11 protein-coding genes and 1 pseudogene are annotated in these 12,415 nt (G+C 63.6%); 4 read left to right on the top strand and 8 right to left on the bottom strand.

Features of this window, described 5'->3' with window-relative positions; translation table 11 throughout:
• A pseudogene (locus FN060_RS14235) lies at positions 1-213 on the top strand (methyl-accepting chemotaxis protein); the annotation flags it as partial.
• A 71-nt stretch (positions 214-284) separates the two neighbouring features.
• Here the strand turns inward: FN060_RS14235 and FN060_RS14230 are convergent.
• The 3 genes from FN060_RS14230 to FN060_RS14220 are packed head-to-tail and all read right to left on the bottom strand — an operon-like array spanning position 285 to position 4,501.
• Positions 285-1,931 carry a cisplatin damage response ATP-dependent DNA ligase gene (locus FN060_RS14230; protein ID WP_142588685.1) on the bottom strand — a complete coding sequence of 549 codons (1,647 nt, stop codon included), beginning with the start codon at positions 1,929-1,931 and terminating at the stop codon, positions 285-287.
• Entirely contained in the window at positions 1,931-2,941 is a 1,011-nt protein-coding gene (locus FN060_RS14225; protein WP_183950082.1) for a ligase-associated DNA damage response exonuclease, read from the bottom strand. Before FN060_RS14225 ends, FN060_RS14230 begins: the two co-directional genes overlap by 1 nt.
• Positions 2,942-2,995: 54 nt before the next feature.
• On the bottom strand, positions 2,996-4,501 hold the full coding sequence (locus FN060_RS14220) for a diguanylate cyclase domain-containing protein (RefSeq protein ID WP_183950092.1): 1,506 nt from the start codon (positions 4,499-4,501) through the stop codon (positions 2,996-2,998).
• A gap of 180 nt (positions 4,502-4,681) precedes the next feature.
• Here FN060_RS14220 and FN060_RS14215 point away from each other — a divergent pair, with 180 nt between their 5' ends.
• On the top strand, positions 4,682-6,055 hold the full coding sequence (locus FN060_RS14215; RefSeq protein ID WP_142588683.1) for a TIGR03808 family TAT-translocated repetitive protein: 1,374 nt from the start codon (positions 4,682-4,684) through the stop codon (positions 6,053-6,055).
• A 96-nt stretch (positions 6,056-6,151) separates the two neighbouring features.
• Positions 6,152-6,811 (top strand): glutathione S-transferase family protein, encoded by a 660-nt coding sequence (locus FN060_RS14210; RefSeq protein ID WP_142588682.1) that lies wholly within the window; start codon positions 6,152-6,154, stop codon positions 6,809-6,811.
• Here FN060_RS14210 and FN060_RS14205 read toward each other — a convergent pair.
• From FN060_RS14205 to FN060_RS14195, 3 genes are all read right to left on the bottom strand, one after another.
• Entirely contained in the window at positions 6,771-7,703 is a 933-nt protein-coding gene (locus FN060_RS14205; RefSeq protein WP_142588681.1) for a LysR substrate-binding domain-containing protein, read from the bottom strand. The two genes, FN060_RS14210 and FN060_RS14205, sit on opposite strands and share 41 nt — an antisense overlap.
• Positions 7,704-8,007: 304 nt before the next feature.
• Positions 8,008-8,631 carry a glutathione S-transferase family protein gene (locus FN060_RS14200; RefSeq protein WP_077547644.1) on the bottom strand — a complete coding sequence of 208 codons (624 nt, stop codon included), beginning with the start codon at positions 8,629-8,631 and terminating at the stop codon, positions 8,008-8,010.
• An 88-nt stretch (positions 8,632-8,719) separates the two neighbouring features.
• Complete coding sequence (locus tag FN060_RS14195; protein ID WP_142588679.1) at positions 8,720-9,727, bottom strand: asparaginase; 1,008 nt, start codon at positions 9,725-9,727, stop codon at positions 8,720-8,722.
• Positions 9,728-9,797: 70 nt separating this feature from the next.
• Between FN060_RS14195 and FN060_RS14190 the strand changes: the two genes are divergently transcribed.
• Positions 9,798-10,535 carry a DUF3750 domain-containing protein gene (locus FN060_RS14190; RefSeq protein WP_142588678.1) on the top strand — a complete coding sequence of 246 codons (738 nt, stop codon included), beginning with the start codon at positions 9,798-9,800 and terminating at the stop codon, positions 10,533-10,535.
• 63 nt (positions 10,536-10,598) lie between these two features.
• On the opposite strand, the gene FN060_RS14185 is transcribed toward FN060_RS14190, so the two are convergent.
• Both FN060_RS14185 and FN060_RS14180 read right to left on the bottom strand, forming a co-directional pair.
• Entirely contained in the window at positions 10,599-10,745 is a 147-nt protein-coding gene (locus FN060_RS14185) for a DUF1127 domain-containing protein (protein WP_065814511.1), read from the bottom strand.
• Between the two features lie 484 nt (positions 10,746-11,229).
• The gene (locus FN060_RS14180; protein ID WP_142588677.1) at positions 11,230-12,231 is read right to left on the bottom strand and encodes an NAD(P)H-quinone oxidoreductase; all 1,002 of its coding nucleotides are present in this window, start codon (positions 12,229-12,231) and stop codon (positions 11,230-11,232) included.
• Positions 12,232-12,415 lie beyond the last annotated feature (184 nt).

Raw genomic sequence — 12,415 nt, 5'->3', positions numbered from 1 at the left:
CTGCGCGGCCTGATCGGCCAGTTCCAGCTCGGCGGCGCCGCCTCCTACCAGCCGGCATCGCAGCGGGCATCGGCACCGGTCGCCAAGGCCGGAGCCAAGTCCGCCCCGGTCGCCTCACCTGCCCGCAGCATGATGGGCAAGATCGCCAATGCCTTCTCGGCCAAGGGCTCCGCTGCCGTCGCCGTCAGCAACGACAGCTGGGAAGAGTTCTGAGGCGATCTGATCTCATCAGCTGAACAAAACAAGGGCGGGTGGCGCAAGCTGCCCGCCCTCTTCTCTTGAGGTTACGACTGCGGCGTACTCGCATCGATCATCGCCGTCAGAGTCGAGAGACGGTCCGCGTCGCGGGGCAGCTTGTCCATGCGCAGGCGCGAAATGCGGGGAAACCGCATCGCGACGCCGGACTTGTGACGGGTGGAGCGGTTGATGCCCTCGAAGGCGACCTCTAGGACGAAGCCGAAATCCGGCTCTGCCCGCACCGCCCGGACGGGCCCGAAGCGCTCCACCGTGTTGTCGCGGACGAACTTGTCAAGCACTTCGAGTTCGGCATCCGTGAAGCCGAAATAGGCCTTGCCCACGGGCACAAGCTGCTCGCCATCCGGGCTCTCGGCCCAGACGCCGAAGGTAAAGTCGGAATAATAGCTCGACCGCTTGCCGTGGCCGCGCTGGGCGTAGAGCATCACGGCATCGATGTTGTAGGGATCGCGCTTCCACTTGAACCACGGCCCCTTCAGCCGGCCGGCCTGGTAGGCGCTGTCCTTGCGCTTGATCATCACGCCCTCGATCACCGGATCGGGTGGATCTATCCGAAGGCGGTCAAGTTCCTGCCAATCGGAGAAGTCGACGAGATCGGAAAGGTCAAATCGGTCGTGGGGAGCGTTGTCGATCACCTGGCCCAGCCGCTCGCGGCGCTCGAAGAAGGTGCGGGCGCGGATGTCCTGGTCGCCCTGAAACAGCAGGTCGTAGGCCCGCACGAAGGCGGGGTAGTCGTCCAGCATCCGGTTCGTGACGGTCTTGCGATTCAGCCGCTGCTGAAGATCGGAAAAGGTGCGGGTCGGACTGTTGGAGCGCATGGTGCCGCCAACAAGAAGTTCGCCGTCCACGACGCCTTCGAAGTTGATCGAGTCCACAATGTCCGGGAAGGCACCAGTGATGTCGTCGCCGGAGCGGGAGTAGAGCTTCTTCGTGCCGCCATAGCTCGACATCTGGATGCGGATGCCGTCCCACTTCCATTCGGCGGCATAGTCTTCCGGGTCGAGCTTCTCGAGATCGCCCTCCTCCACCGGATTAGCCAGCATGACCGAGTGGAAGATCGCCGGCGTCGCCAGCACCGGCTTCTCCGCCCGGCCCTCGAGCCATGCGAAAAGCGGCTCGTAGGGCGGACCCAGGCCGTGCCACAAGGTTTCGATCTCGGTGACGTCCTTCTGGCTCTCCCCTGGGCCGCTCATGTCCGACAGCGCCTGCTTGGCGAGCCGGGCGGAGACGCCGATGCGAAGCGCGCCGGTGGCGAGCTTCAGGAAGGCGAAGCGGCTGGAGGGATCGAGATGGTCGAGCAGGTCGCGGACGGCTGCGCGGACTTCGGTCCTTCCGAGAGAGTTCATCATCGTGACGACTTCGCCGAGCCGCGGCTGCTCCTCGTCCGTCGTGTCGTCTTTCTCGCCGCCATCCCAGACGAGCGCGATGGTTTCGGCGAGGTCGCCGACGTAATCGTAGGAATACTGGAACAGGACCGGATCGAGCTTTTCCAGCACCAGTTCGCGCAGGAGCGCCGGCTTGATGTTCCTCAGGTCGAGCGTACCGGCGAGCGCCGCCAGACCATAGCCGCGGTCCGGATCCGGCGTGTCGCGAAAGTAGTCAGCGAGCAACTTCAGCTTCCCGTTGCGCGATGGGGTCAGCACGAGACGGTCGAGGAGGTTGGAGAAGGCCTTCATCAATCCCCCTCGTCCTCATAGCCGACGAGGTGCAGCGGGCGAGCCGGGATGCCCTGCAACTCGCACCAGCGCACGAGCGCCTCCTCACGACCATGGGTTACCCACACCTCGGAAGGTCCGACCTCCCTGATGGTCTCCAGGAGTTCTGGCCAGTCGCAGTGGTCGGAGATCACCAGGGGCAGTTCCACCCCGCCCTGCTTGGCGCGCTGGCGCACCATCATCCAGCCGGAGGCAAAGGCGATCAACGGCTCGTTGAAGCGCCGGGCCCAGCGATCCTGGAAGGCAGAGGGCGGCCCCACGACGACGGCCCCCTTGAAGGCATCGGGATCCTTCTTCTCGAGCGTCGCCGGGCGGATGTCGCCGAGTTCGATTCCTTGGTCGCGGTAGTAGTCGCAGAGGCGAGCGAGAGCGCCGTGGATATAGATCGGCTCGTGGTAGCCGCAGTCCCGGATAAGCCGAATGACACGCTGCGCCTTGCCGAGCGCATAGGCGCCGATCATGTGGCTGCGTTCGGGAAACTGCTTCAGCGAGGTGAGCAGCTTGCCGATCTCTCCCTTCGGATCGGGATGGTGGAAGACGGGCAGCCCGAAGGTCGCCTCGGTGATGAAGACATCGCATGCGACGGGCTCGAAGGAGGCGCAGGTCGGGTCCGTACCGCGCTTGTAGTCGCCGGAGACGTTGATCCTGAGGCCATCCTTCTGGATGAGGATCTGGGCCGAGCCCAGGACGTGCCCTGCGGGGTGGAAGCAGACGGTGACGCCGTCCACCTCAACGCGCTCGCCGAACTCCACAGCCTGTTCTGATCCGCAGAAGTCCTCGCCATAGCGGATCCGCATGATGTCGAGCGTCTGGCGGGTGGCCAGCACCTTGCCATGGCCGGCGCGGGCGTGGTCGGAATGCCCATGGGTGATCAGCGCCCGCCCGACGGGCCGCACCGGATCGACATGAAAGCGGCCGATGGGGCAGAACAGCCCGGCCGGGGTGGGATGAAGCAGCGCCTCTGGTTTCATTTCCTCAAAGATAGGGCGCGACAGGCGACTGCAAAGATCATGCTGATGCCGCCGTCAGTCGCTGGCAGGAGCATAGGTCCAGACCTGCAAGCGATCACGTCCGTCGTTCTTGGCGCCGTACATGGCGCGGTCCGCCCGTGCCAGCAGCGCCTCCGGGGTGTCTCCATCCTCCGGATAGAATGCGGCACCCATGCTGCAGGTGACGTGGACCTCTTCTGACTCGAACATGACGGGGGCCGAGATGACCGCGCGCAGCTCGTCCATCCGCCGAACAACGCCCTCTTCCCCCTGGCCGAGCAGGGAGAAGACGATGGCAAATTCGTCACCACCGAGCCGGACAATCAGGTCGTTGGCGCGGATGCAGCGCGGCAGGCGTTCGGCGATCGTCTTCAGGACCTCGTCGCCGGCCGCATGACCCAGCCGGTCGTTGATCTGCTTGAAATTGTCGAGGTCGATGTAGGCAACGGCGACCTTGCGTTTTTCGCGGCGCGCCTCGGCAAGAATATGGTTGAACTGGATCCAGAAGAGCGCCCGGTTCGGAAGACCTGTCAGGGCGTCATGATGCGCCATGTAGCGAATGCGCTCCTCCGCGCGCATCCGTTCGATGGCGATCCCGGCAATGTCGGTCGCCATGGCGGTCAGTTCGAGCTCGAGCTCCGTCGGCTCGCGCACAGAACCGGAATAGAGCGCGAAGGTGCCGAGGACCCTTCTATCCGGGCCAATGATCGGCGTGGACCAGCAGGACCGGAAACCGAACTGCTGCGGCAGTTCGCGATAGTCCTCCCAGAGGGCGTCTTCCAAGGCATTGCTGACGATGACCGGCTCGCGCCGCCAGGCGGCCGTGCCGCAGGAGCCGGCATGCGGGCCAATCAGGAGACCGTCGATCATTCGGACATAGGCTTCCGGAAGGCTCGAGGACGCCCCATGCCGCAGCCGGTCGGTCCCCTCGTCGAGGAGCAGCACCGACGCAACCACGTCGTCCAGTTCCTCTTCAACCAGATCGACGAGAGAAAGCAGGACCTTGTCGAGCGGCTGGCCGCGCGCGATCATTTCGAGGAGGCGGGCATGGCCGCGCCGCAGATCCTCCTGCCGCTTGCGCTCAGTGATATCGCGGGAGATACCGATCAGCCCGACGATACGGCCCTCAGCGTCCCGCAGCGGGGTCTTTGTCGACTGGAGCCAGCAGGACATGCCGCCGAATGCCAGGCGATGCTCGACATTGGTCATCGCCTCACCGAGCGACATCATTCTCTGCTCGGCGAGAAAGAGCTCCTCCGCCACGTCCCGCTCGAACAGATCGAAATCGGTCTTGCCGAGCATTTCAACGGGATGAGCTATATTGTTGGCGCGGGCGGTGGCGTCGTTCGCCAGCACGAAGCGGCTGCGGCGATCCTTGACGTAGATGAGTTCAGGAAACTGGTCGACGAGGGAGCAGGCGTCCAGCCGGTCGAGGATCGCGAACGTATCCGCCAGTTCCGCATCCGTAACGACGGTCAGCAGCCGCTGGCGGAGGCTCTCGAGAGTGACCGAGGTATCCTGCGAATGCGCGCTTCTTGACATTGGACCGTGCATCCGATGTCTCTCCCAAACCGCTTGCTAAAATGAACGCCCCCAACGTCAGGAAGAGATTGCAGGACAAATCCTTAATCTTCATTAATTTTATCGTAACAATTGTTCATCTCGCCAATCGAATTCAATAACGGGCGCATATAAGCAAGTCCTTACTCTCCGGAGGTGCGGATGATTTCCAGACGAAAGCTTTTGCTCGGCCTCTCGTCGGCGAGTTGTACCCTTCTGCTGAACACGAGGAGCGGACGAACAGCCCCAGCCATGTCGCTGACGGATCTGCGCGGCGCGATCGATGCGGGAGCTGCGGGATTGAGGTCGGGTGGCGGCGAAGAGCAGACCCGGAAGTTGCGGGAACTGATCGCGCAAGCGAGCCAGGCTGACCAGTGGGTGTTCCTGCCGCCGGGGCGCTACGAGGTGAACGATCTGGCGCTGCCGGACCGGACCCGCCTGATGGGCATTGCCGGCGCCACCACCCTCGCACTTGGCGGCGGTGGGCCATTCATCCGCAGCGAACCGGGTACGCGGCGCATAGAACTGGACGGCATCACGTTCGACGGGGCCGGTCGACCTCTGCCTGATCAGGTGCCCGCCCTGCTTCACCTGCGCGACGTTGCCGACCTGACGATGGAAAAATGCACCGTGGAGGGCAGCAGCAAAACGGCCCTGCAACTGGAGCGTTGCGGCGGCGTCCTGAGGGCTAACCGTATCTCCGCAATCAGCGAATACGGGCTCTACGCGATCGACAGCACCGGCCTCGGGATTCGGGAAAACCTCCTGTCCGGCTGCGGCAATGGCGGCATTCTCGTTCACCGTAGGGAGAAGGGAGAGGATGGCACGATCGTTTCCGGCAACCGCATCACGCGGACCGGCGCAGGTTATGGCGGCACCGGGCAGTTCGGCAATGCCATCAACCTCTACCGCGCCGACGGCGTGATCGTATCGGGCAACCACATCTCCGACAGTGCTTTCACGGCCATTCGGGCGAACGCCGCTTCCAACGTCCAGATCTCCGACAATCACTGCCTGCGATCAGGCGAGACGGCGATCTATTCCGAATTTGGCTTTGAGGGAGCGCTGGTGACCGGCAACCTCGTGGACGGAGCGGCAAACGGCATCAACATAGCCAATTTCAACGAAGGTGGACGGCTGGCGATCGTTTCCAGCAACATCATCCGCAACATCTCGCTGGTCGGTCCCTATGAACACGACAGCGTCGGCTTCGGGATCGGCATCGGTGCGGAGGCCGACACGGTGGTCTCGGGCAACGTCCTCGAGAATGTCCCGCGTTTCGCCATGCTGGTCGGCTGGGGTCCCTATCTGCGCAACGTCTCCGTCACCGGCAACATCGTCCGCCGGGCGCGAATCGGCTGCGCCGTATCGGTCGTGGAACATGCGGGCAGCGCGCTCGTCAGCGACAATATCTTCGATGGCGTGGAAGACGGCGCCATTCTCGGCTTCCGCTGGCATGACCGTGCTACGGCCGAACTGCTTGGTGGCGAGGAGCGTTTTCCCCACCTGACGGTCGAGGGCAATCGCCGGGCCTGACCGATCGAAACAATTCATGGCGCCATAACGCCGACCGGTCTTCCGTTCAGCCACCTGCCCCCGTAGCGTGGCGCAGCTTTTCCCAGGAGGACGTAAATGCTGACGATCTACGGAGTCTATCGCTCCCGTGCCACCCGGCCGCTCTGGCTCATCGAGGAACTTGGTCTTGCCTTCCGGCACGTGCCGGTGATCCAGGCCTATCGGCTGGCCGATGCTTCCGCGGCCGGGGCACCGGTGAACACCCGCTCTCCCGAGTTCCTGGCCATCAACCCGATGGGTTCGATCCCGTCGATGGACGATGACGGCTTCGTGCTGCACGAATCACTTGCCATCACGCTCTACCTTGCGAAGAAGCATGGCGGCGCGCTCGGACCGAAGGACCTGCAGGAGGATGCGCTGATGGTGCAATGGGCGCTGTTCGGCGCCACCAGCATCGAGGAAGACGCACTCGACATCCAGATGGCCATCGGCAAGGGCGCGATGGAGACCGAGGAAGGCCGCGCGAAGATGGCCGCTTCCGCCGCCAACCTCGAGCGCCCCTTCGACGTCCTGGAGGATCATCTCAAGGCCAGCCCCTTCATGGTGGGTGGGCGCTTCACCGCCGCCGACATCCTCGTCGCGGAGGTCGTGCGCTACGCGCAGGGCCATGCACCCCTGTTCGACGCTCGGCCGTCACTGAAGGCCTGGCTGGAAACCTGTCAGGCGAGGCCCGCCTTCAAGGCAATGTGGGAGAAGCGCCTGCAGGAGCCGGCGTGACGACCTCCCGGTCGAGCGCCTGCATTTCCGCCCGCAGCCAGTCGGCAAAGGCACGCACCTTCGCGGGCTGACGGATACCTGCACGGGTCACGAGGTAGTGGCCCATGCCTGTCGCCGCCTCCAGGGCAAACGGCTTCACCAGACGCCCTTGCTCGAGGGCAAAGCTTGCCAGCGTCTGCCAGGCGAGCATTACCCCCTGCCCCGCCATGGTCGCGTCGAGGCAGAGCGAGGCGTCGTTGAAGACGTGCCGCGTCGTCATCCTGCGGCCTGCGAGACCCGCCTGCTGCAGCCAGACGTCCCAGGAAAAGGCCGAGGGGCCATCGATGATCGCCGGCAGTCGGAGAATGTCCGCCGGCTCCCTCAGCTCTGCGGCCAGGGCCGGCGCGCAGACGGGGAAAACCCGCTGCTCCATCAGCAGTTCAGCATCGACGCCCGGCCATACCCCACGCCCGACCCGGATGGCGAGGTCGACATCTCCGCCGTTCAGATCGGCAAGCGCCGTCGTTGCCTCGATGCGCAGGCGTATCAACGGGTGCCGACGGGAGAAGCTTTCCAGCCGGTGGACGAGGAAGCGCGCCGCGAAGACCGGTGCAACGGACACCGTTAGAAGGTTCTCGTCAGCCGGCCGCCCGAGTGCCACGCCCTGAGAAAGTGCGCGAAACCCTTCCGTCAACCGGGCGAGCATCGGCCGTGCGGCATCGAGCGGAACCATGCCCTTCGGCTGACGGAGGAATACCGAACGTCCCAACTGGGCCTCGGCCTTGATGACCTGCTGGCTGACGGCGCCGATGGTGACACCCATCTCCTCAGCAGCCGCCTGCAGCGATCCGAGACGGGCGACGGCCTCCACGGCCCTCAGGCCGTTCAGATGCAGCATGTTCAGGTTCTTCATATAGATTTTCTACAGCAGAGTGCTGAAGAACTCAATTGAATGCGCCTGCTCAGAGCTGCATGATCAGCCGGCAAGGACATATTGCCAGGAGGCACGCTATGCGCCCGCTACAGATTATCTCCAGCGCACTCGCTTGGCTGAGCTCCTCCGAGGAAGCTTCTGCCGAGGGACTCGACGTGCTCCGTCATCCTGACCTTGTCCGTATGTCGGAGCGTCAACTGGCCGACCTGCCCTTTCCGCGGCAGCCCAAAACTTGGTCCCAGGGTATCGGCGGTGCATTGGAACTCAGACGCTGCGCCTGAGATCAGTCGGGCCGTTCGACGGAAAGCGCCTTCTGGACGGCGGGGCGCTCCATCATCCGGCGATAGTGGTCCGCAACCTTGGGGAACTCTTCCCTGTCGATGCCGAGGCCTTCGAGCCAGTCGGCCATGGTGAACAGGTAAGGGTCGGCGACCGAATAGGCTTCGCCCAGAACCCAGGGGCCTGTCAGGAAGTCGTTCTCCACCATGCCGAAATACATGCGCATGTTCGGCACGACCTTCCGCTTCATGGCGTCGAGCGCCTCCTGCCCATCCGCCCAGCGATAGCCGCGCTTGTTGTGGGCGTAGGCCACGTGCAGCGATGAGGCGATGAAACTGTTGAAGCCCTGCATCCGCGCAAATTCGAAGGGATCGTCGAGGGGCGCGACCTTTGCGTCAGGTGCGGACTGGGCGATGAAGGCGAGGATCGCCGGGCTTTCGATGAGCGTGCCTTTCTCCGTCACCAGCGCCGGCACGCGGCCGTTCGGATTATGCTTCAGGTATTCCGGCGAACGCTGCTCGTTCTCGGCGAAATTCACCCGACGCACCTCGTAGGGAAGACCGGACTCCGCCAGCGCGATGTGGCTGGCGAGCGAGCAGGCATTGGGCGAGTAGAACAGCGTGTACATGGCAATTCCTCCATCGATGATGCCGGTGATCTGGCGCCGGCGGCGCCTCTATCAAGTCCTGATCGAGACGGCAGTTGGCACCGACAGGTCAGGCGAACAGCGCATCGGTGACCCGGATGTCGCCGACATGGATACCGTTCCAGTTCTTCATGGACTTGTTGGCCAGGGCCATGAGCGTCTGGTGCGTCTCACCGGCCTTGTCGAAGTAGCGGGCGATCAGCGCGAAGATCATCGCCTCGGCGGCGCGCGTCGTACCGTCCTCACATTTCACCGCCATCGCCACGCCCTGTTCGGGAAGTGCTGCGATGAATACGCCCTCGGCACCCGTCTTGGCAAAGATCTTGCCCGGAGCGACCTGCATCAGCTTGGTGCAGGCGCGCTTGGTGCCGGCAACATAGAAGGGCTCCGCCATGCAAGCTTCCATCAGCCGCCGCGAGGCCTTCGCCCGGATGGGCTCCAGCCCCTGCCCCGTCACCATCTTGGCGAAGCCGTGCGCGAGGCCACGAAGCGGAATGGCGTAGCTCGGGATCGAGCAGCCATCGATGCCGCAATTGTCATGGCCGAGGGCGGCTCCCGTCAGACTTTCCATCGTGGCGCGGATGTCGGCCTGCAGCGGATGGTCGTAGCCGACGTAGCCTTCAACCTCGTAGCCGACGTGCGCGCAGGTGCAGACGAAGCCGGAATGTTTTCCGGAGCAGTTGTTGTGCAGGGCATTCGGCTTTTCCAGCGTGCGCGCCTGGTGGATCAGCGTCGCCTGGTCGGAGGACCAGTGGGCGCCGCATTCCAGCGCGGAGGCATCGCGGCCGGCACGCTCCAGCATGGAGGCTGCTAGCGCCACGTGTTCTTCCTCGCCAGAATGGGAGGCACAGGCCAGCGCCAGTTGCCGATTGCCGAAGCCATAGGCGTCCGCGGCGCCGCTCTCGACAAGGGGCAGCGCCTGCATGGCCTTGCAGGCAGAGCGGGAGAAGACGCCGCTTTCGACATCGCCGAAGGCGAACACCGTCTTGCCGTCACCGTCTACCACGATGCCCATGCCGCGATGGCGGCTTTCAATGATGCTGCCTCGAGTGACTTCGACGGTAACGGGGTTTTGCATTGGTCTGCCCTGAAATTGCTGGTTTCAATCGGTCATAGCCGACCGCGATACGACTTGCACGAGGTCTTGCATGAAATACCTGAAGCGGCTGCTTCTCATCATCTTCGTCGTCTACCTGCTACCGACTTTCGCATCGGCAGGCTGGTGGGCGATCCAGGACCGGCCCGGGCGATGGAGCGAGGCGCGCTGGTCGTCCGCCGGGATCCTGCCGGAAGCAGAGGTGAGCGAAGAGGCGGCGATCTACATCTTCTCGGCGACGACCGGAGGGTTGAAGGGCGCGGTCTCCAGCCATGCATGGATCGTCATCAAGGAGAAGGGTGCCGGCAGCTATACGCGCTACGACAAGGTCGGCTGGGGCTCGCCGATCCGGCGCAATCACCGGCCGGCGGACGCGTACTGGTATTCCAACATGCCGCAACTGGTGAAGGCGGTGACGGGTGTCGAAGCGGAACTGCTGATCCCGAAGGTGGAGGGTGCGATCACCGCCTACCCCTATGCGGAGCCCGGCGGCTACAAGATCTTTCCGGGGCCGAACTCCAACACGTTCGTCGCCTTCGTGCTGCGCAGCGTGCCCGAACTGGGAGCCGTCCTGCCGCCGCATGCGGTCGGGCGGGACTACCTGCCGGATGGCGATTTCGTGCATCTGGATGCGGACTGGCGGGACGTCCATCTGACGCTGGGCGGCCTTCTCGGCCTCTCGGCCGGGGTCCGCAGCGGCTTCGAACTGCATTTCCTGGGACTGGTCGCCGGGCTGGACATCGCCAATCCGGGGATCAAGGTTCCGGCGCTTGGACGGATCGGTCTCTGACCCTCCAGAAATGCAAAACGCCCGCTTTGGGCGGGCGTTCACATCCGGCGAGCCTTGTCGCGATTAGAGGCCTGCGGCCTGGCGGGCGACGCGATGGATATCGCACTGGGAAATCCCGAGGTCGCTGAGGTCGCGCGGGGTCATCCGGCTCAGTTCAGCTACGGTACGGCGGTACTGGCGCCAGTTGTTGAAGCTGCGTGCTATGTTCATGATAATTCCCCCTTTCAGTGGGCTTCGAAGCCCGGCGCCGTGCTTGGCGCTCCGTCCTGCTTCGATGTCCCGTAGATAGGTTCGCGGGCGGCGCATGAGTAGCGCCCAATAATCAGCCCACCCATGCGCGCGACGCATAGGGGCGACGCACGACATACCGTCAGACAAAAACGAAAAAGGGCCGCGCGCGGCGACCCTTCTCGTGAATTTGGTCCGTTCAACGAACCCGGACGCGTGAGGCGTCCGAAGGAAGATGCGTTCAGGCCGAGGGCTGCCCCGTCATGACCATCACCTTTCCAAAGTCCGAAACGCAGACCGAAATCTCACTCGACATTGGATCACCTTCCTTTCATTACGTTGACGATGATCAAAAGGTAGGTGCTGCGTCGCATGTATGCAAGGCACGTTATGTGACAATCTTCGGATGTAAGTGAGTTGAAGTCTCCCGGGCTTCGCTTAACATCCCCGAGCCTGCTGATTCACCTTATCGCAGATCGAGGATGATCTTTCCGATATGGCTGCTCGTCTCCATCAGGCGGTGGGCCTCCGCAACCTGGTCGAACGGCAGGACCGTGTGGATCACCGGTGCGACCTTGCCCGCTTCCAGGAGCGGCCAGACCTGATCCCTCAACTCGTCGCGGATCGCGCGTTTTTCCTCAGTGGTGCGCGGGCGCATCGTCGAGCCAGTCACCGTCAGGCGCTTCACCATGATCGGCGAAAGATTGGCCTTTTCCGCAACGGCGCCGCCCAGGAAGGCGATGATTGACAGGCATCCGTCCCTGGCGAGCGCGCTAAGGTTACGGTTGAAGTAATCGGCCCCGATCATGTCGAGGATTGTGTCGACGCCCCTGCCCCCGGTCTCGGCCTTGATGACCTCGACGAAATCCGCCTCTCGATAGTTTATCGCACGCTTTGCGCCCAGGCTTTCGCAGGCTCGACATTTCTCCGCCGAACCCGCCGTGGCATAGACTTCAGCGCCGAAGGCGCTGGCTAGCTGGATCGCGGTTGTGCCGATGCCGCTGGAACCTCCATGGATCAGGACGCTCTCGCCCTCGGTGAGACCGGCCATCTGGAACAGATTGGCCCAGACCGTGAAGAAGGTTTCAGGCAGGGCTGCGGCCTTCACCGCATCATAGCCCTTCGGAAAGGCGAGGATCTGCCCCGCCGGCAGGGCGCAATACTCGGCATAGCCGCCGCCGTTGGCGAGGCCGCAAACCAGATCGCCGATGGTGACCTCGGTTACTCCTTCGCCGAGCGCCACCACCCGGCCCGCGACTTCCAGGCCCAGGATCGGGCTGGCATCCTTGGGCGGCGGATAGTTGCCGCTGCGCTGGGCGACATCGGGACGATTGACGCCCGCCGCCTCGACCTGGACCACCACTTCGCCGGCTCGAGGCTGCGGCACCGGGCCGGTTACCAGCCGCATCACCTCCGGGCCGCCGAAGCTCGTCCGTTCGACGTAACGCATTTCCTTGGACAGCGACATCGCGGCCTCCTCATCATGGCAGGAGATGGAGACTTAGGACGCGCCAGCAACGCTGGAAAGCCAAGTTGCCATCGCGGTGTCAATTTGTCTCGCCGAAGGTGGATACGGGCATCCTGCGCATTCACTCCGATAGAAACTTGATTGACCAGTCAATCAAAACTAAACTGGCCCGAAACTGGAGATG

The organism is Pseudorhizobium halotolerans (genome assembly GCF_902153235.2).
GTDB classification, from domain to species: domain Bacteria; phylum Pseudomonadota; class Alphaproteobacteria; order Rhizobiales; family Rhizobiaceae; genus Neorhizobium; species Neorhizobium flavum.
Note: the sequence above shows the minus strand (reverse complement) of the source record. Positions and strands in the feature narration are given on the sequence as shown.